The organism is Variovorax brevis, from assembly GCF_030317105.1.
Taxonomy (GTDB): Bacteria; Pseudomonadota; Gammaproteobacteria; order Burkholderiales; family Burkholderiaceae_C; genus Variovorax; species Variovorax brevis.
Map to the genome: position 1 here is coordinate 1 of NZ_JASZYG010000021.1, position 18,616 is coordinate 18,616.

The following is an 18,616-nucleotide window of genomic DNA, read 5'->3' on the forward strand; positions in this document are numbered from 1 at the left end:
AGGCGGCCGTCACACGCCGTTCTTCAACAACTACCGTCCGCAGTTCTACTTCCGCACGACGGACGTGACCGGCGCGATCGAGTTGCCCAAGGACAAGGAAATGGTCATGCCGGGCGACAACGTCAGCATCACCGTGAAGCTGATCAACCCGATCGCCATGGAAGAAGGCCTGCGTTTCGCTATCCGCGAAGGCGGCCGTACCGTGGGTTCGGGCGTCGTGGCCAAGGTCCTCGAATAAGTTAGAGGGATCGAAGGGGTATAGCTCAATTGGCAGAGCGTCGGTCTCCAAAACCGAAGGTTGTAGGTTCGATTCCTACTGCCCCTGCCACCTGAAGGTGGTCCCAAAAAACGAGCCCGTCACGCGTGACGGGCTTCGGCGTCTGAAGAAGGCGCATTGAATCAAGGCTGAAAAGCCGCAGGAATATTTGCCCAAGATGGCTACAACTCAAATCGAAACCGTCAGCACCACCGCAGACAAGGCCAAGCTGGCCGGTGCAGTCGTGCTCGCGGTGGGCGCCATCGTGGCGTTCTATCTGCTGTCCCGCCAGGGTGCGGTCGTGCAGTGGATCGCGCTGCTCGTCGGTCTGGCTGCCGCGGTTGGCGCATTCGCCAGCTCCGAGCATGGCCGCCAGCTGGTGGCCTTCGGCCGTGACTCGTGGCGCGAAGTCAAGAAGGTTGTGTGGCCCACCCGCAAGGAAGCCATGCAGATGACGGCCTACGTGTTTGGCTTCGTTGTCATCATGTCCATCTTCCTCTGGCTCACCGACAAGACGCTGGAATGGGTGTTTTTTGACCTCATTTTGGGCTGGAGAAAATAATGACCGACGCTGTTGAAACGACATCGCCGATTCTGGCGCCCGCCGCCAACCCCGACCTTCGCTGGTACGTGGTACACGCCTATTCCGGCATGGAAAAGGCTGTGGAGCGCAACATTCTCGAGCGCATCAACCGCGCGGGCATGCAGGACAAGTTCGGCCGCATCCTGGTGCCGACCGAAGAAGTGGTCGAAATCAAGAACGGCCAGAAGCGTACGACCGAGCGTCGTTTCTTCCCCGGCTACGTCCTGGTCGAAATGATCATGGACGACGAAAGCTGGCACCTGGTGAAGCACACCAACAAGGTGACGGGCTTCGTCGGCGGCGCCAAGAACCGTCCGGCCCCGATCTCGCAGAAAGAGGTTGAGGACATCGTCAGCCAGATGCAGCAGGGCACCGAGAAGCCCCGCCACAAGGTGGAGTTCGTCGTGGGCGAATTCGTGCGCGTCAAGGAAGGCCCCTTCACCGACTTCAACGGCACCGTCGAGGAAGTCAACTACGAGAAGAGCAAGGTTCGCGTGTCCGTCATGATTTTCGGCCGCGCCACCCCTGTGGAACTCGAATTCGCCCAAGTCGAAAAGACCTGAGGCGACAGCCAAAGATTTGGGTCTTGCGCTCTTTCCGGGCTCGGCGCAAGACGGTATCTCCAGAGCCCCCAACCCCGGGGAGCCACGACACAGTGCGTGGCGATATCACCCGCAAGGAGTAAAGCATGGCGAAAAAAATCGTCGGCTTCATCAAGCTGCAAGTGCCAGCTGGTAAGGCCAACCCCTCACCGCCGATCGGTCCCGCACTGGGCCAACGCGGTCTGAACATCATGGAGTTCTGCAAGGCGTTCAACGCGCAAACGCAGAGCTACGAGCCGGGTCTGGCACTGCCGGTGGTCATCACCGCTTTCGCCGACAAGAGCTTCACCTTCATCATCAAGTCGCCGCCGGCCGGCGTCCTGATCAAGAAGGCCATCAAGCTGGACAAGGGCTCGGCCCGTCCGCACACCGACAAGGTTGGCAAGATCACGCGCGCTCAGCTCGAAGAAATCGCCAAGACCAAGATGAAGGACCTGACCGCGGCCGACATGGACGCAGCAGTTCGCACCATCGCCGGTACGGCCCGCTCGATGGGCGTGAATGTGGAGGGCGTGTAAATGGCCAAGATCACCAAGAAGCAAAAAGCACTGGCTGGCAAGGTCGAGACGACCAAGCTGTATCCGCTGGTCGATGCCATCGGCATCGTCAAGGAAGCCGCTACCGCCAAGTTCGACGAATCGATCGACGTGGCCGTGCAACTCGGCATCGACGCCAAGAAGTCGGACCAGGTGGTGCGTGGCGCTGTCGTGATGCCCAACGGCACCGGCAAGACCAAGCGCGTGGCTGTGTTCGCCCAGGGCGCCAAGGCTGAAGAAGCCAAGGCCGCCGGTGCCGACATCGTCGGCATGGACGACCTGGCTGCCATGGTCAAGGCTGGCGACATGCCTTTCGACGTGGTCATCGCCGCGCCGGACGCCATGCGTGTCGTCGGTACGCTCGGCCAGATCCTCGGCCCTCGCGGTTTGATGCCCAACCCCAAGGTTGGCACCGTGACCCCGGACGTTGCTACCGCTGTCAAGAACGCCAAGGCTGGCCAGGTCCAGTTCCGCGTCGACAAGGCCGGCATCATCCACGGCACGATCGGCCGTCGCTCGTTCGACACCGAGAAGCTGCAAGGCAACCTGGCTGCGCTCATCGACGCGCTGGTCAAGGCCAAGCCGGCATCGAGCAAGGGTGTGTACCTGCGCAAGGTGGCTGTGTCCTCGACGATGGGCGTTGGCGTTCGCGTCGACACCCAGTCGATCACGCAGGCCTGATGCAAAGAATGCACCGCACCACTCGAAAGAGCGGGGCGGTGATGTGGTGGGTCGTCGCGGCAAGCAACGCGCGACGGGCCATCCAAGACCGCTGGCGTGCAGTTCGCTGCACTTAATTGTCGAAAGACGGTCAGCGCAGATGGCGACCCCACTGCAAGGAATTTATAGGGTTCCAAACAGTTGGTCGCTGCATGAAGTGCGCTCCGAGGCAGTTTTTGCCGAAGGGCGATTTAAAGGAGTAGACCTTGAGTCTGAATCGCAGTGAGAAAGAAGCGGTCATTTCCGAAGTGACCAGCCTCGCCGCAAAAGCTCAAACGCTCGTGATGGCGGAATACCGTGGCATCACGGTGGCCGATATGACCAAACTGCGCAGCGAAGCGCGCAGCAAAGGTGTGAACCTCAGCGTGTTGAAGAACACGCTGGCACGCCGTGCTGTCGCTGGTAGCGCATTTGAAGTCGTCGGCGACCAGATGACCGGTCCGCTGATCTATGGCTTCTCTGAAGACGCTGTGGCCGCCGCGAAGGTGGTGGCCGATTTCGCGAAGACCAACACCAAGTTGGTCATCCGCGGTGGCGCTTTCGGTGGCAAGGCCCTGGACGTCGAAGGCGTGAAGCAACTGGCCAACATCCCTTCCAAGGAAGTGCTGCTGGCGCAATTGCTGGGCTTGATGCAGTCCCCCATTTCCCGCACGGCACGCGTTCTCGCAGCCCTGGCGGAAAAGCGTGGCGGCGGCGAAGCACCCGCAGACGCGGCTCCGGCCGCAGAAGCTCAAGCCGCTTGAGCTTGAGTTTTAAGAAATCAACCCAATTGTTAGGAATCCCAAATGGCATTCGATAAAGACGCATTTTTGACCGCGCTGGACAGCATGACGGTCCTGGAACTCAACGACCTGGTCAAGGCCATCGAAGAGAAGTTCGGCGTGAGCGCCGCTGCAATGTCGGCTCCCGCCGCTGGTGGTGGCGCCGCTGCCGCTGTCGTCGAAGAGAAGACCGAATTCAACGTCATGCTCATGGACGCTGGCGCGAACAAGGTTTCGGCCATTAAGGCTGTCCGCGAAATCACCGGCCTGGGCCTCAAGGAAGCCAAGGACCTGGTGGAAGCCGCTCCCAAGGCCGTCAAGGAAGGCCTGTCGAAGGCTGACGCTGAAGCTGCCAAGAAGAAGCTGGAAGATGCCGGCGCCAAGGTCGAACTGAAGTAATTCATTTCCCCTTGAGGGCTGGAGGTGCTTGAAAAAAGCCCTCCAGCCTTTGCCGCTTTCAGAGCGCACCCAAAAGCCGACTCGGCGAAACGATCCCGAGACGATTTTTGAGTGTCTTCTGACCCCGACTGCAGAAGACCCCTTGGTTCGGGTGATGTGCAACGCATCACCGTCCGCCATCGGCTGGTAGTGGCCAGCCGCCAAGCAGCGCGCAAGCGTTGATGACTAGTCGCTGAAGATCTCAAGCCCGGAGCTCTCATGGCCCAAACGTCCACGTACAGTTACACCGAACGCAAGCGCATCCGAAAAAGTTTCGGCAGCCGCGACAGTGTTGTTGAAATCCCCTACCTGCTGCAGATGCAGAAAGACGCGTACACCGCGTTCCTGCAAGCTGGCATCGCCCCGCAAAAACGTACCGTAGAAGGCCTCCAAGCCGCGTTCGACGCCGCCTTCCCCATCGTCTCGCACAATGGTTTTGTCGAGATGAAGTTCCTCGAGTACAACCTCGCGAAGCCCGCTTTCGACGTGCGTGAGTGCCAGACCCGTGGCCTGACCTTCGCCTCGGCCGTGCGTGCCAAGGTGCAGCTCATCATCTATGACCGCGAGTCGTCGACGTCGCAGTCCAAGGTGGTCAAGGAAGTGAAGGAACAAGAGGTCTACATGGGCGAAGTGCCCCTGATGACCGAAAAGGGTTCCTTCATCATCAACGGCACGGAACGCGTGATCGTTTCGCAGCTGCACCGCTCGCCGGGCGTGTTCTTCGAACACGACAAGGGCAAGACCCACAGCTCGGGCAAGCTGCTGTTCTCCGCCCGCGTGATTCCTTACCGCGGCTCGTGGCTCGACTTCGAGTTCGACCCCAAGGACATGCTGTACTTCCGCGTGGACCGTCGCCGCAAGATGCCGGTCACGATCCTGCTGAAGGCCATCGGCCTGAACCCGGAATCGATCCTGGCGAACTTCTTCGTCAACGACAACTTCCGCCTGATGGACAGCGGCGCGCAGATGGAGTTCGTCTCCGAGCGCCTGCGTGGTGAAGTCGCACGTTTCGACATCACCGACAAGTCCGGCAAGGTCGTGGTCGCCAAGGACAAGCGCGTCACCGCGCGCCACACCCGCGAACTCGAACAGTCGGCCACGACGCACATCAGCGTTCCCGAAGACTTCCTGGTCGGCCGCGTGCTGGCCCGCAACATCGTCGATCCTGACTCGGGCGAAATCCTGGCCAAGGCCAACGACGAGCTGACCGAAGCGCTGCTCAAGAAGCTGCGTACCGCCGGCGTGCAGGACATCCAGGCGATCTACACCAACGAACTCGACCAGGGTCCGTACATTTCGCAGACCCTGCGCATCGACGAAACCGTCGATGAGTTCGCAGCGCGCGTCGCCATCTACCGCATGATGCGCCCCGGCGAGCCGCCGACGGAAGACGCTGTTCAAGCACTGTTCCAGCGCCTGTTCTACAACCCGGACACGTACGACCTGTCGCGCGTCGGCCGCATGAAGTTCAACGCCAAGGTTGGCCGCGACGAATCGACCGGCCCCATGGTGCTGACCAACGAGGACATCCTGGCCGTGGTCAAGATCCTGGTTGACCTGCGCAATGGCCGCGGCGAAGTCGACGACATCGACCACCTGGGCAATCGCCGCGTGCGTTGCGTCGGCGAACTGGCCGAGAACCAGTACCGCACCGGCCTCGCCCGCATCGAGAAGGCCGTGAAGGAACGTCTGGGCCAGGCCGAGCAAGAGCCGCTGATGCCGCACGACCTGATCAACTCCAAGCCGATTTCCGCGGCGCTCAAGGAGTTCTTCGGTGCGTCGCAGCTGTCGCAGTTCATGGACCAGACGAACCCGCTGTCCGAAATCACCCACAAGCGCCGCGTGTCGGCCCTTGGCCCGGGCGGTTTGACTCGCGAACGCGCTGGCTTCGAAGTGCGCGACGTGCACGTGACCCACTACGGCCGTGTGTGCCCGATCGAAACGCCTGAAGGCCCGAACATCGGCCTGATCAACTCGCTGGCCCTGTACGCCCGCCTGAACGAATACGGCTTCATCGAGACGCCGTATCGGCGCGTGGTCGACAGCAAGGTCACGATGGACATCGACTACCTGTCGGCCATCGAAGAAGGCAAGTACGTCATCGCCCAGGCCAACGCGGTCCTGGACAAGGACGGCAAGCTGACCGGCGACCTGGTTTCCGCCCGCGAAAAGGGCGAGTCGATCCTGGTCGGTGCAGAACGCATCCAGTACATGGACGTGTCACCCGCGCAGATCGTGTCGGTGGCCGCTTCGCTCGTGCCCTTCCTGGAGCACGACGACGCGAACCGCGCGTTGATGGGCGCCAACATGCAGCGCCAGGCCGTGCCTGTGCTGCGTCCCGAAAAGCCGTTTGTCGGTACCGGCATCGAACGCGTCTCGGCTGTCGACTCCGGCACGGTGGTCACCGCAACGCGCGGCGGCGTGGTCGACTATGTCGACGCGACCCGCATCGTGGTGCGCGTGAACGACGCCGAAGCGCAAGCCGGCGAAGTGGGCGTGGACATCTACAACCTGATCAAGTATCAGCGTTCGAACCAGAACACCAACATCCACCAGCGTCCGATCGTCAAGCGCGGCGACAAGATCGCCAAGGGTGACGTGGTGGCCGACGGCGCATCGACCGACCTGGGCGAACTCGCCTTGGGCCAGAACATGCTCATCGGCTTCATGCCGTGGAATGGCTACAACTTCGAAGACTCGATCCTGATCTCCGAACGCGTGGTGGCCGACGACCGCTACACCTCGATCCACATCGAGGAACTGGTGGTGATGGCCCGTGACACGAAGCTGGGCGCTGAAGAAATCACGCGCGACATCCCGAACCTGGCCGAGCAACAGCTCAACCGCCTGGACGAGTCCGGCATCATCTACGTCGGCGCCGAAGTGCAACCCGGCGACACGCTGGTGGGCAAGGTCACGCCGAAGGGCGAAACCACGCTGACGCCGGAAGAAAAGCTGCTTCGCGCCATCTTCGGCGAGAAGGCTTCCGACGTGAAGGACACCTCGCTGCGCGTGGACCAGGGCTCGCAAGGCACCGTGATCGACGTGCAGGTGTTCACCCGCGAAGGCATCACGCGCGACAAGCGCGCCCAGCAGATCATCGACGACGAACTCAAGCGCTTCCGCCTTGACCTGAACGACCAGCTTCGCATCGTCGAAGCCGACGCGTTCGACCGTATCGCCAAGCTGCTGAATGGTCGTGCTGCCAACGGCGGCCCGAACAAGCTGGCCAAGGGCACGAAGATCGACAAGGCGTACCTTGATTCGGTCGAGAAGTTCCACTGGTTCGACATCCGCCCGGCGGAAGACGAAGTCGCTTCGCAACTCGAATCGATCAAGAACTCGCTGGAGCAGACGCGGCACAGCTTCGACCTCGCGTTCGAAGAAAAGCGCAAGAAGCTCACGCAAGGCGACGAGCTGCCCGCGGGCGTGCTCAAGATGGTCAAGGTGTACCTGGCCGTCAAGCGCCGCCTGCAGCCTGGCGACAAGATGGCCGGCCGTCACGGCAACAAGGGCGTCGTGTCCAAGATCGTTCCGGTCGAAGACATGCCGCACATGGCCGACGGCACGCCGTGCGACATCTGCCTGAACCCGCTGGGCGTTCCTTCGCGGATGAACGTGGGCCAGGTTCTCGAAGTGCATCTGGGCTGGGCCGGCAAGGGCATCGGCCAGCGCATCGGCGACCTGCTGCAGCAAGAGGCCAAGGTGGCCGAGTTGCGCAAGTTCTTCGAGGAGTTCTACAACTCGACGGGCCGCAAGGAAGACATCACGCAGTTCAACGACGACGAAATCGTCGAGATGGCGCACAACCTGTCCAGCGGCGTGCCCTTCGCAACGCCGGTGTTCGACGGTGCGTCGGAAGACGAAATCCGCGCGATGCTGAAGCTCGCCTTCCCGGACGACATCGCCAAGCTCAAGGGCCTGACCGAAACCCGCACGCAAGCGCACCTGTTCGACGGTCGTACCGGCGAGCAATTCGAGCGTCCGGTCACTGTCGGCTACATGCACTTCCTGAAGCTGCACCACTTGGTGGACGACAAGATGCACGCCCGTTCGACCGGCCCGTACTCGCTGGTCACGCAACAGCCGCTGGGCGGCAAGGCGCAGTTCGGCGGACAGCGTTTCGGGGAAATGGAAGTGTGGGCGCTGGAAGCTTATGGCGCCGCCTACGTCCTGCAGGAAATGCTGACCGTGAAGTCCGACGACGTTCAGGGTCGCACCAAGGTCTACGAGAGCATCGTCAAGGGCGAGCACGCCATCGAAGCCGGCATGCCGGAATCGTTCAACGTGCTGGTCAAGGAAATCCGTTCGCTCGGCCTCGATATCGAGCTGGAACGCTCCTAAGCATTAGGGAAAAGGAAAGAGTCATATGAAATCGCTACTCGACCTGTTCAAGCAATTCACACCGGATGAGCATTTCGATGCCATCAAGATCGGCATGGCATCGCCCGAGAAGATCCGTTCGTGGTCTTTCGGCGAAGTGAAGAAGCCCGAGACGATCAACTACCGCACCTTCAAGCCCGAGCGCGATGGCCTGTTCTGCGCCAAGATCTTCGGGCCCATCAAGGACTACGAATGCCTGTGCGGCAAGTACAAGCGCCTCAAGCACCGCGGTGTCATCTGCGAGAAGTGCGGCGTTGAAGTCACGCAGACCAAGGTTCGCCGCGAACGCATGGGGCACATCGACTTGGCCGCACCGTGCGCGCACATCTGGTTCCTGAAGTCGCTGCCGTCGCGCCTGGGCCTCGTGCTCGACATGACGCTGCGCGACATCGAACGCGTGCTGTACTTCGAAGCCTATGTGATCACCGACCCCGGCATGACCCCGCTGAAGAAGTTCAGCATCATGTCGGAAGACGACTTCGACGCGAAGCGCCGCGAATATGGCGATGAGTTCATCGCCAAGATGGGCGCCGAAGGCATCAAGGACCTGCTGGAAGGCATCGAACTCGACACCGAGATCGAAAAGCTGCGCGGCGACTTGACCGGCTCCGAAGTCAAGGTCAAGAAGAACTCCAAGCGCCTGAAGGTGCTCGAGGCCTTCCGCAAGTCGGGCATCAAGCCCAACTGGATGGTGCTCGACGTGCTGCCCGTGCTGCCGCCGGACCTGCGTCCGCTGGTGCCGCTGGACGGCGGCCGCTTCGCGACCTCCGACCTGAACGACCTCTATCGTCGCGTCATCAACCGCAACTCGCGCCTGCGCCGACTGCTGGAACTGAAGGCTCCGGAAATCATCGCGCGCAACGAAAAGCGGATGTTGCAAGAGGCCGTGGACTCGTTGCTCGACAACGGCCGCCGTGGCAAGGCCATGACGGGCGCGAACAAGCGCGCCCTGAAGTCGCTGGCCGACATGATCAAGGGCAAGAGCGGCCGTTTCCGCCAGAACCTGCTGGGCAAGCGCGTGGACTACTCGGGCCGTTCGGTCATCGTGGTGGGCCCGACGCTCAAGCTGCACCAGTGCGGCCTGCCGAAGCTGATGGCGCTCGAGCTGTTCAAGCCATTCATCTTCTCGCGCCTCGAAGCCATGGGCATCGCGACCACGATCAAGGCTGCCAAGAAGGAAGTCGAATCGGGCACGCCGGTGGTGTGGGACATCCTTGAAGAAGTCATCAAGGAACACCCGGTCATGCTGAATCGTGCGCCGACGCTGCACCGTTTGGGCATCCAGGCTTTCGAGCCGATCCTGATCGAAGGCAAGGCCATCCAGCTGCACCCGCTCGTTTGCGCGGCCTTCAACGCCGACTTCGACGGTGACCAGATGGCTGTGCACGTGCCGCTGTCGGTGGAAGCACAGATGGAAGCCCGCACGCTGATGCTGGCCTCCAACAACGTGCTGTTCCCCGCTTCGGGCGAACCGTCGATCGTGCCGTCGCAAGACGTGGTGCTGGGCCTGTACTACACGACCCGCGACCGCATCAACGCCAAGGGCGAAGGCCTGATCTTCTCCGACATCGGTGAAGTGCAGCGCGCGCTCGACGCGAACGTGGTCGAACTCACCGCCAAGATCGCCGTGCGTATCACCGAGTATTCGAAGAACAAGGAAACCGGCGAATTCACGCCGTCGACCTCGCTCGTCGACACGACCGTGGGCCGCGCGCTGCTGTCCGAGATCCTGCCCAAGGGCCTGCCGTTCTCGAACATCAACAAGGCGCTGAAGAAGAAAGAAATTTCGAAGCTCATCAACGTCTCGTTCCGCAAGTGCGGCTTGAAGGAAACCGTCGTTTTCGCAGACAAGCTGCTGCAAAACGGTTTCCGCCTGGCCACCAAGGCGGGCATCTCAATCGCCATCGACGACATGCTGGTGCCGGCTGAAAAGCACGACATCATCGAAGCTTCGTCGAAGGAAGTGAAAGAGATCGAGCAGCAGTACGTCTCCGGCCTGGTGACGTCCGGCGAGCGCTACAACAAGGTGGTCGACATCTGGGGCAAGGCCGGCGACGCCGTGTCGCGCGTGATGATGTCCAAGCTGTCCAAGCAGAAGGTCATCGACCGCCACGGCAAGGAAGTCGAGCAGGAATCGTTCAACTCGATCTACATGATGGCCGACTCGGGCGCTCGCGGTTCGGCCGCGCAGATCCGCCAGGTCGCCGGCATGCGGGGCCTGATGGCCAAGCCGGACGGCTCCATCATCGAGACGCCGATCACCGCGAACTTCCGCGAAGGCCTGAACGTGCTGGAGTACTTCATCTCCACCCACGGTGCCCGCAAGGGTCTGGCCGACACGGCACTGAAGACGGCGAACTCGGGTTACCTGACCCGTCGCCTGGTCGACGTGACGCAAGACCTGGTGGTCACGCAGCAGGACTGCGGCACGCACAACGGCTCGACGATGCGCGCCATCGTCGAAGGCGGTGAAGTCATCGAATCGCTGCGCGACCGTATCCTCGGCCGCACCGCAGCCGACGACGTGCTGCACCCGGAAAACCGTTCGGTGCTGCTGCAGGCCGGCGAGATGTTCGACGAAGACAACATCGAAGAACTCGAAGCCCAGGGCGTGGACGAAGTGCGCGTGCGCACGGCGCTCACCTGCGAAACGCGCTTCGGTATCTGCGCCAAGTGCTACGGACGCGACCTCGGCCGCGGCGGCCTGATCAACATCGGCGAAGCCGTCGGTGTGATCGCTGCCCAGTCGATCGGCGAACCGGGCACGCAGCTGACGATGCGTACCTTCCACATCGGTGGTGCGGCTTCGCGTGCGGCCATCGCTTCGAGCGTGGAAGCCAAGTCCAACGGCGTGATCGGCTTCAACGCCACGATGCGCTACGTGACCAACAGCAAGGGCGAACTGGTCGTCATCGCGCGTTCGGGCGAGATCGTCATCCATGACGAGCACGGCCGTGAGCGCGAGCGCCACAAGGTGCCCTACGGCTCGACCCTGGCGGTCAAGGCCGACCAGCAGATCAAGGCGGGCCACGTGCTGGCCAACTGGGATCCGCTGACGCGCCCGATCATTACCGAGTTCGCCGGCAAGGCGCACTTCGAGAACGTCGAGGAAGGCCTCACGGTTGCCAAGCAGGTGGACGAAGTCACCGGCCTGTCGACGCTGGTCGTGATCGACCCGAAGCGCCGCGGCGCTGCCAAGGTTGTGCGTCCGCAAGTGAAGCTGATCGACGCTTCGGGCAACGAAGTGAAGATCCCCGGCACCGACCACTCGGTGACGATCGGCTTCCCGATCGGCGCGCTGATCCAGATCCGCGACGGTCAGGACGTGGGTCCCGGCGAAGTGCTGGCCCGTATCCCGGTCGAAGGCCAGAAGACGCGCGACATCACCGGCGGTCTGCCGCGTGTGGCCGAGCTCTTCGAAGCCCGTTCGCCGAAGGACAAGGGCATGCTGGCCGAAATGACCGGTACCGTGTCGTTCGGTAAGGAGACGAAGGGCAAGATCCGCCTGCAGATCACCGATCCGGAAGGCAAGGTCTGGGAAGACCTCGTGCCGAAGGAAAAGAACATCCTGGTGCACGAAGGCCAGGTGGTGAACAAGGGCGAAAGCGTCGTCGACGGTCCGGCCGATCCGCAGGACATCCTGCGCCTGCTGGGTTCGGAAGAACTGGCGCGCTACATCGTGGACGAAGTGCAAGACGTGTACCGCTTGCAAGGCGTGAAGATCAACGACAAGCACATCGAGGTGATCGTTCGCCAGATGCTGCGCCGTGTCGTGGTCGAAAGCGCCGGCGAGTCGAACTACATCGTGGGCGAGCAAGTCGAGCGTTCGGAAATGCTGAACACCAACGACGCGCTTCGTTCGGACAACAAGATCCCCGCGACGTACACGAACCTGCTGCTCGGTATCACGAAGGCATCCCTGTCGACGGACTCGTTCATCTCCGCCGCGTCGTTCCAGGAAACGACGCGCGTGCTGACCGAAGCCGCGATCATGGGCAAGCGCGACGAACTGCGTGGCCTGAAGGAAAACGTCATCGTCGGCCGCCTGATCCCCGCAGGCACCGGCATGGCCTATCACCAGGCTCGCAAGGCCAAGGACCTGATGGACGAGGCCGAGCGCCGCGCGATCGCCGAAGCGGAGGCTGCCGAACTCGGCGCCATGCAATCGGCGGCCGACGAAAGCGCGACCGCGACCACCACGGCCGACGCCAGCGAAGGCGCTCCGACCGAATGACGCGTCTGACCCACGCGTAAACTCAAGGCCATGCAAGGCCCGAAACGCCCCCCGACCCATCGCGGCCGGGGGGCGTTTTTCTTTTTGCATCCAGTGGCGTGCTGCGAAGGCACGAAAGAATTTCAATGAGCGTGGTGCCGGAGTCCGTCTACTGGTGGGTCGGCATTGCGGTGCTGCTCTTCTGGTTCGTGGGCGCGCACAACCGGCTCATGCGGCTGCGCTCGGCGGGCCTGGTGGCCTACGCTGCGCTCGACGCCGCACTCGTGCGGCAGGTTGATTTCGTGCAGGCCAACATTGCGTCGGCACAGGACGGCACCCCGACGGAACCCGGGACCGCCAAGGCCTTGCCCGCCGCGGTGGCGCAGATGTCCCAGATGCTTGCCGCCACGCGCTTGAAGCCGCTGGATCCAGTCGCCATGTCGGCCCTGGGAACGGCGATTCACGTCCTGCTCATGGCCTGGCAATGCACGTACCCCGACAAGGTGATCGTGTTCGACGCCACCGGTACGCTTTCGCGCCCGGCGCCGCTGACGGGCGACGCGGATGAATCGGACCATTCGACAGCCGAACTGGCCACGCCGCTTGCATGGCCCGAGCCCTCGGCCATGGCCGAGATCGCCCGCGGCCAGTTCAACCAGGCCGTCGCGCATTACAACGTCGCCATTGGCCAGTTTCCTGCATTGATCGTTGCATGGGCGTTCAGGCTGCGGCGCGCGGCGCCGCTGGTCTAGATGCATTGAGCCCGCGACTGCCGGTCCATGGGCGGCGGGTTACCATCAACCGCACCTTGGCAGACACATCTTCAGATTCCTCCAGCGGCTCGCCGCATGAGCAGCCGCCGCTGTGGCGACAGTTGCAGCAGACCGCCGCCGTTCTCGCACAAGTACGTTCGGGCGTGTCGGGCGCCGTCGCGTTCGAAGCGGTCGAGCCTTCGCTACGGCCTGGTGTCCAGGCGCTCGGCTTCCAGGTCCTGCGCTGGCTGGGCCGCGCGGAAGCGCTTCGTCGTCACCTGGCGCGCCGCACGCCGCCGCCGGGTGCCGACGCGCTGCTGTGCACCGCCCTTGCGCTGGCATGGGACCCCGAACTGGCGCCCTATGAACCTTTCACGCTGGTCGACCAGGCCGTCGAGGCGGCCAAGCGCCAGTCGTCCACGCGCGCCCAGGCCAGTTTCATCAACGCCTGCCTTCGGCGCTTCCTGCGCGAGCGCGACGAACTGATCGACGCCACGGAGCGAGAGCCGGTGTCGCAATGGAACCATCCGCGCTGGTGGATCGAGCGGCTCAAGCGCGACCACCCTCGCGATTGGCAGAACGTGCTGTCGGCCGACAACACGCAGGCGCCGATGACGCTGCGCGTCAATTTGCAAAAGACGACGGTTGCGAACTATCTGCATGCGCTCGACGGCGCCTCACTGCCCGCGTTCGCCGTTGCCGCCAGCGGCGTTCAGCTGGAGCGCGCTCGGCCCGTTCGCCAGCTGCCGGGCTTTGCGGAAGGCGAGTTCTCCGTGCAGGATGCCGCTGCGCAGCTCGCCGCGCCCTTGTTGCTGGATGGCTTGCGCGCCGCCGACGGACCTTGGCGCGTGCTGGACGCCTGCGCCGCGCCGGGCGGCAAGACCGCCCACCTGCTCGAATTTGCCGGTGCCGCCGCCATCGAGGTGACCGCCCTCGAGGTGGATGCGCAGCGCAGCCGTCGAATCGACGACACACTGTCGCGGCTCGGCCTGAGCGCCAAAGTCACCGTTGCCGACGCTTCCCGTCCCGCCGACTGGTGGGATGGACAGCCCTTCGACGCCATCCTGCTGGACGCGCCGTGCACCGCCTCGGGCATCGTCCGGCGGCATCCGGACGTGCGCTGGTTGCGCCGCGAAAGCGACATTGCGCAGCTTGCCGTCCAGCAGTCCATGCTTCTTGCAGCTTTGTGGCCCCTCGTCAAACCGGGCGGACGATTGCTCTACTGCACCTGCTCGGTGTTTCGCGAGGAAGGATCGCACCAAATCGATGCGTTTCTTGCACACAACACCGATGCCCGATTGCGGCCCTCACCGGGTCATTTGCTGCCGCAAAGCGGGCGGAATGCGCGTGGCGTCCCGGACAATGCTTTGGGTGACCACGACGGTTTCTTCTACGCATTGCTCGAAAAGAGCCCCCGCTGAGGCTCGCCGCCCGGCTTGGGTGGCGCTCGTCCTGTTGATCGTGGGTTGCTGCATGGCCTGCCTGGCGCCGCTGTCGCATGCCCAGAACGCGGCGGCAGAAGTCACCCAGCTCAAGCTTGAGCGCGTTGACGATGGCGTCTACCTGAGTGCCGCCGTCCAGTTCGCCTTGCCCCCGCTGGTCGAGGAAGTGCTCGACAAGGGCATCGCGATCTATTTCGTGGCCGAGGCCGAGCTGTACCGCGAACGCTGGTACTGGATGGACGCCCGCCTCGCCCAAGTGGCCCGCCACATGCGCCTGGCTTATCAGCCGCTCACGCGCCGCTGGCGGCTCAATGTGTCGCCCGTGCCCATCACCAACGCGGGCTTCGGCGCCACGCTCAACCAGAACTTCGATTCGCTGGACGACGCGCTCGAAGCCGTGAAGCGCATTGGCCGCCTGCGCCTGGGCGATGCGGCCGACATCCCCGACGATCCCACGAACTCTGTGGTGTTTCGCTTCAGGCTCGATACTTCGCAGTTGCCCCGGCCGTTCCAGATTGGCGTGGTCGGTCATTCCGACTGGAACATTGCGGTCGAGCGCAGCGCCAAATTGCCCATGGAGAAAATCAGGTGACTGACAAGCCGCACGGCGGTGCGCGTGCGCCGTCGTCGCCTGCGGCGCGCCGTTCCAAGGCGATGCGCTGGGCCATCGGCGTTGGCGCGGCCGCCGTCACGGCGATTGGCCTGGTGCTGATGTTCCTGCTCGCGCAGTCCACCAACAACCGCGCGCTGTACGAGCGCAACTACGCCAAGCTGTTCGGCATCAACGTCGTCGTGGCTGTGGTGCTGTTCCTGGTCATCGGCTGGGTGGCGTTCCGGTTGATCAGCCGCTTGCGGCAGGGCAAGTTCGGCAGCCGGCTGCTCATCAAGCTGGCGGCGATCTTTGCGCTGGTGGGCGTGGTGCCGGGCCTGCTGATCTACGTGGTGTCCTACCAGTTCGTGTCGCGCTCCATCGAAAGCTGGTTCGACGTGAAGGTGGAAGGGGCGCTCGACGCGGGCCTGAACCTCGGCCGTGCCACGCTCGATTCCCTCACGGAAGACCTGTCGGTCAAGGCACGCTCCGCGAGCGCGCAACTCGACAACGTGCCCGATGCGAGTGCAGGCCTGGTGCTGGAGCGCGTGCGCGAGCAACTGGGTGCCAGCGATGTGGTGCTCTGGAACGGGAACGGCCAGCTCATCGCCGGCGCGGGGTCGTCGCGCTTTCAGCTCAGTCCAGACCGGCCGACGCCACAGCAACTGCGACAGGCGCGCACCGATCGCTCGGTGGCCCATATCGAAGGGCTGGACGAATCCCCGGTTTTCGGCACCGGCCCGCCGGCGGCCACGGTGCGCGCGCTCACGCTGGTGCGGCGCCCCGGCTTCGAGCTCGGTGCCGAAACGCGATTCCTGCAGGTGACCGTGCCCATTCCACCCGCCGTGGTCGCCAACGCGCTGGCGGTGCAGGAAGCCAACCGCGAATACCAGGAGCGCGCCTTGGCACGTGAAGGCCTGCTGCGCATGTACATCGGCACACTGACGCTGAGCCTGTTCCTCGCCGTCTTTGGGGCCGTGCTGCTCGCCGTGCTCTTCGGCAATCAGCTCGCCCGGCCCTTGCTGGTGCTCGCGGATGGGGTGCGGCAGGTCGCGGGTGGTGACCTGCGACCGACGGCCGTGCTCCCCGGCAAGGACGAACTCGGCGGACTGACGCGATCCTTTGCCGTCATGACCCAGCAACTGGCCGATGCGCGTGGCGCCGTTGAAAAGACGGTGGGTGAACTCGACGCCGCACGCGCCAACCTCCAGACCATCCTGGACAACCTGACCTCCGGCGTCATCGTGCTCAATTCCGCCGGCCTGGTGCTTTCCACCAATCCCGGCGCGACGCGCGTGCTGCGGGTTCCGCTGGCCGCCTACGAAGGGCAAAAGCTGTCCGACGTGCCCGGCCTCGAGGAATTCGGCCGGGACGTGCAGCAGCAGTTCGACGACTTCGAAGCCGAACGCGCACAGCATGGCCTGGACCACTGGCAGCATGCTTTCGAGTTGCACGAAGGCGGCACCGGCGCCACGCAGGAGGCCGTCAACATCGTCGCGCGCGGCGCCGAGCTGCCCGGCCCGGCGCGACTGTTGGTGTTTGACGACATTTCGGAGATCGTTTCAGCGCAGCGCGCACAGGCATGGGGCGAAGTAGCGCGCCGCTTGGCGCACGAAATCAAGAACCCGCTCACGCCGATCCAGTTGTCGGCCGAGCGGCTGGAAATCAAGCTGTCGGGCAAGCTGGGCGCGCCCGAGCAGGCCATGCTCACCAAGTCCGTCAAGACCATCGTGGACCAGGTCGACGCCATGAAGCGGCTCGTCAACGAATTCCGCGACTACGCACGGCTGCCTGCGGCGGATCTGAAGCCCGTCGATCTCAATGCCCTCGTCATGGACGTGCTGCATCTCTACGACGCTGACGATCAGCCGCATCTGGAGGTGATCGCCGAACTTGACCCGCGTTGCCGCCCGATTCGCGGCGATTCCCAACAATTGCGGCAGGTGATCCACAACCTGCTGCAAAACGCCCAAGACGCGACCGAGGCGGCCACGGCCGCCCACCATGGAGACCAACCGCCCGGGGCCGTCGTCATTCGCACGCGCCTGAGCGATACCGGCGAGCGCGTGCGCCTCACGGTGCAGGACAGCGGCGCCGGGTTTGCGGAGCACATCCTCAAGCGCGCCTTCGAGCCCTACGTGACGACCAAAGCCAAAGGCACCGGTTTGGGGCTTGCTGTAGTCAAGAAGATTGCAGATGAGCACGCGGCACGCATAGAACTTTCAAATCGCATGCACGACGGGGCTGTGGTAGGGGCGCAAGTCTCGTTATCATTTGCGCTGGCGGCCGAACGGCCTGCCGCTCCCAACGCATTTTCTGAAGAACACACGTCCTCCGTCGCCTGAGCGCGCGTCAACGAAGCATTCATGGCAAACATACTAGTGGTCGACGATGAGCTGGGCATCCGCGACCTGCTCTTCGAAATTTTGAATGACGAAGGCCACAACGTCGAATTGGCGGAAAACGCCGCAGAGGCGCGCGCGGCACGACAGCGTGCGCGCCCCGACTTGGTCCTGCTCGATATCTGGATGCCTGACACCGACGGTGTCACGCTCCTGAAAGAGTGGTCCACCGCCAACCTCCTGACCATGCCGGTCATCATGATGAGTGGCCATGCCACCATCGACACGGCAGTGGACGCCACCCGCATCGGCGCCTTCGCTTTCCTTGAGAAGCCGATCACCATGCAGAAGCTGCTCAAGGCGGTGGAGCAGGGCTTGGCCCGCGAGAGCGCGCGGCGTGCGGCAGCGAGCGTGGTGCCCACGACGAGCACCTTTGCCGCCGTGGTCACGACAACCGGAGAGAGCGCATTGATTCCGGCACCGGCCTTGTCGCCGCTGCCCGACCCCGGTCCGCAGTCCACGCAAAGCTTCGATCTCGATCGCCCGCTGCGCGATGCTCGCGATGGTTTCGAGAAGGCCTACTTCGAGTTCCATCTCGCGATGGAGAACGGCTCGATGACGCGCGTTGCCGAGAAAACCGGACTCGAGCGAACCCACCTGTACAGAAAGTTGAAGCAGTTGGGCGTCGATCTTTCGAGAGGCCGTAGAAGCGCTGTATAATCGTGGGCTCCAACCCGCTCAGGTGAGTTGGAAGCCTCCCGAAAGGGATCTCTGCAAAGAGAAATGGCCCGGTAGCTCAGTTGGTAGAGCAGCGGATTGAAAATCCGCGTGTCGGTGGTTCGATTCCGCCCCAGGCCACCAGTCTTCAAAGCGCCCCAGCGCCCATCAGGGTTCTGGGGCGTTGTCTTTTCCGCGCCCAAGGCTTTACCGCCTTGCACAGCCCGCAGCCCCAATGGTTCAATGAGGCCTGCAGTCCCCACCGACTGCCTCAAAACAACT

14 protein-coding genes and 2 tRNA genes are annotated in these 18,616 nt (G+C 63.2%); all 16 read left to right on the forward strand.

The features are described from left to right. Nucleotides 1–238, forward strand: a 238-nt coding sequence (locus QTI66_RS33605) for an EF-Tu C-terminal domain-related protein (protein ID WP_506555398.1), incomplete at its 5' end; no start/stop codon positions are given. A gap of 14 nt (nt 239–252) precedes the next feature. Then, nucleotides 253–328, forward strand: a tRNA-Trp gene (locus QTI66_RS33610). 106 nt (nt 329–434) lie between these two features. After that, nucleotides 435–818: a preprotein translocase subunit SecE gene (secE, locus tag QTI66_RS33615; RefSeq protein ID WP_286564717.1), complete on the forward strand. Its 384-nt coding sequence runs from the start codon at nt 435–437 to the stop codon at nt 816–818. Further along, entirely contained in the window at nt 818–1,402 is a 585-nt protein-coding gene (nusG, locus tag QTI66_RS33620) for a transcription termination/antitermination protein NusG (RefSeq protein ID WP_286564718.1), read from the forward strand. The genes secE and nusG overlap by 1 nt, the downstream gene beginning before the upstream one ends. A 125-nt stretch (nt 1,403–1,527) precedes the next feature. Then, complete coding sequence (gene rplK / locus QTI66_RS33625) at nt 1,528–1,959, forward strand: 50S ribosomal protein L11 (protein WP_019658337.1); 432 nt, start codon at nt 1,528–1,530, stop codon at nt 1,957–1,959. Further along, nucleotides 1,960–2,658, forward strand: coding sequence for a 50S ribosomal protein L1 (rplA, locus tag QTI66_RS33630; protein WP_286564719.1), 699 nt, complete (start codon nt 1,960–1,962; stop codon nt 2,656–2,658). A 245-nt stretch (nt 2,659–2,903) separates the two neighbouring features. Then, on the forward strand, nt 2,904–3,440 hold the full coding sequence (gene rplJ / locus QTI66_RS33635) for a 50S ribosomal protein L10 (protein ID WP_286564720.1): 537 nt from the start codon (nt 2,904–2,906) through the stop codon (nt 3,438–3,440). A gap of 42 nt (nt 3,441–3,482) precedes the next feature. Continuing rightward, nucleotides 3,483–3,857: a 50S ribosomal protein L7/L12 gene (gene rplL, locus QTI66_RS33640; RefSeq protein WP_262076740.1), complete on the forward strand. Its 375-nt coding sequence runs from the start codon at nt 3,483–3,485 to the stop codon at nt 3,855–3,857. A 258-nt stretch (nt 3,858–4,115) separates the two neighbouring features. Next, nucleotides 4,116–8,240: a DNA-directed RNA polymerase subunit beta gene (gene rpoB / locus QTI66_RS33645; RefSeq protein ID WP_286564721.1), complete on the forward strand. Its 4,125-nt coding sequence runs from the start codon at nt 4,116–4,118 to the stop codon at nt 8,238–8,240. Between the two features lie 25 nt (nt 8,241–8,265). Then, nucleotides 8,266–12,513 (forward strand): DNA-directed RNA polymerase subunit beta', encoded by a 4,248-nt coding sequence (gene rpoC / locus QTI66_RS33650; protein ID WP_286564722.1) that lies wholly within the window; start codon nt 8,266–8,268, stop codon nt 12,511–12,513. 125 nt (nt 12,514–12,638) lie between these two features. Then, on the forward strand, nt 12,639–13,244 hold the full coding sequence (locus tag QTI66_RS33655; protein ID WP_286564723.1) for a LemA family protein: 606 nt from the start codon (nt 12,639–12,641) through the stop codon (nt 13,242–13,244). A gap of 56 nt (nt 13,245–13,300) precedes the next feature. Next, the gene (gene rsmB / locus QTI66_RS33660; RefSeq protein ID WP_286564724.1) at nt 13,301–14,665 is read left to right on the forward strand and encodes a 16S rRNA (cytosine(967)-C(5))-methyltransferase RsmB; all 1,365 of its coding nucleotides are present in this window, start codon (nt 13,301–13,303) and stop codon (nt 14,663–14,665) included. 52 nt (nt 14,666–14,717) lie between these two features. Further along, nucleotides 14,718–15,278, forward strand: a complete 561-nt coding sequence (locus QTI66_RS33665; protein ID WP_286564769.1) for a DUF4390 domain-containing protein — start codon at nt 14,718–14,720, stop codon at nt 15,276–15,278. 62 nt (nt 15,279–15,340) lie between these two features. Then, complete coding sequence (locus QTI66_RS33670) at nt 15,341–17,620, forward strand: sensor histidine kinase (protein WP_444815083.1); 2,280 nt, start codon at nt 15,341–15,343, stop codon at nt 17,618–17,620. A gap of 21 nt (nt 17,621–17,641) precedes the next feature. Next, nucleotides 17,642–18,337 (forward strand): response regulator, encoded by a 696-nt coding sequence (locus QTI66_RS33675; protein ID WP_286564726.1) that lies wholly within the window; start codon nt 17,642–17,644, stop codon nt 18,335–18,337. Between the two features lie 65 nt (nt 18,338–18,402). After that, nucleotides 18,403–18,478: transfer RNA gene (locus tag QTI66_RS33680), tRNA-Phe, on the forward strand. The last annotated feature ends 138 nt before the right edge of the window (nt 18,479–18,616 follow it).

Excerpts from the sequence above, each read along its gene's own strand:
- secE (WP_286564717.1), top strand. The coding sequence starts at position 435 with ATGGCTACAACTCAAATCGAAACCGTCAGCACCACCGCAGACAAGGCC.
- nusG (WP_286564718.1), top strand. The coding sequence starts at position 818 with ATGACCGACGCTGTTGAAACGACATCGCCGATTCTGGCGCCCGCCGCC.
- rplK (WP_019658337.1), top strand. The coding sequence starts at position 1,528 with ATGGCGAAAAAAATCGTCGGCTTCATCAAGCTGCAAGTGCCAGCTGGT.
- rplA (WP_286564719.1), top strand. The coding sequence starts at position 1,960 with ATGGCCAAGATCACCAAGAAGCAAAAAGCACTGGCTGGCAAGGTCGAG.
- rplL (WP_262076740.1), top strand. The coding sequence starts at position 3,483 with ATGGCATTCGATAAAGACGCATTTTTGACCGCGCTGGACAGCATGACG.
- rpoB (WP_286564721.1), top strand. The coding sequence starts at position 4,116 with ATGGCCCAAACGTCCACGTACAGTTACACCGAACGCAAGCGCATCCGA.
- rpoC (WP_286564722.1), top strand. The coding sequence starts at position 8,266 with ATGAAATCGCTACTCGACCTGTTCAAGCAATTCACACCGGATGAGCAT.
- QTI66_RS33655 (WP_286564723.1), top strand. The coding sequence starts at position 12,639 with ATGAGCGTGGTGCCGGAGTCCGTCTACTGGTGGGTCGGCATTGCGGTG.
- QTI66_RS33665 (WP_286564769.1), top strand. The coding sequence starts at position 14,718 with ATGGCCTGCCTGGCGCCGCTGTCGCATGCCCAGAACGCGGCGGCAGAA.
- QTI66_RS33670 (WP_444815083.1), top strand. The coding sequence starts at position 15,341 with ATGCGCTGGGCCATCGGCGTTGGCGCGGCCGCCGTCACGGCGATTGGC.
- QTI66_RS33675 (WP_286564726.1), top strand. The coding sequence starts at position 17,642 with ATGGCAAACATACTAGTGGTCGACGATGAGCTGGGCATCCGCGACCTG.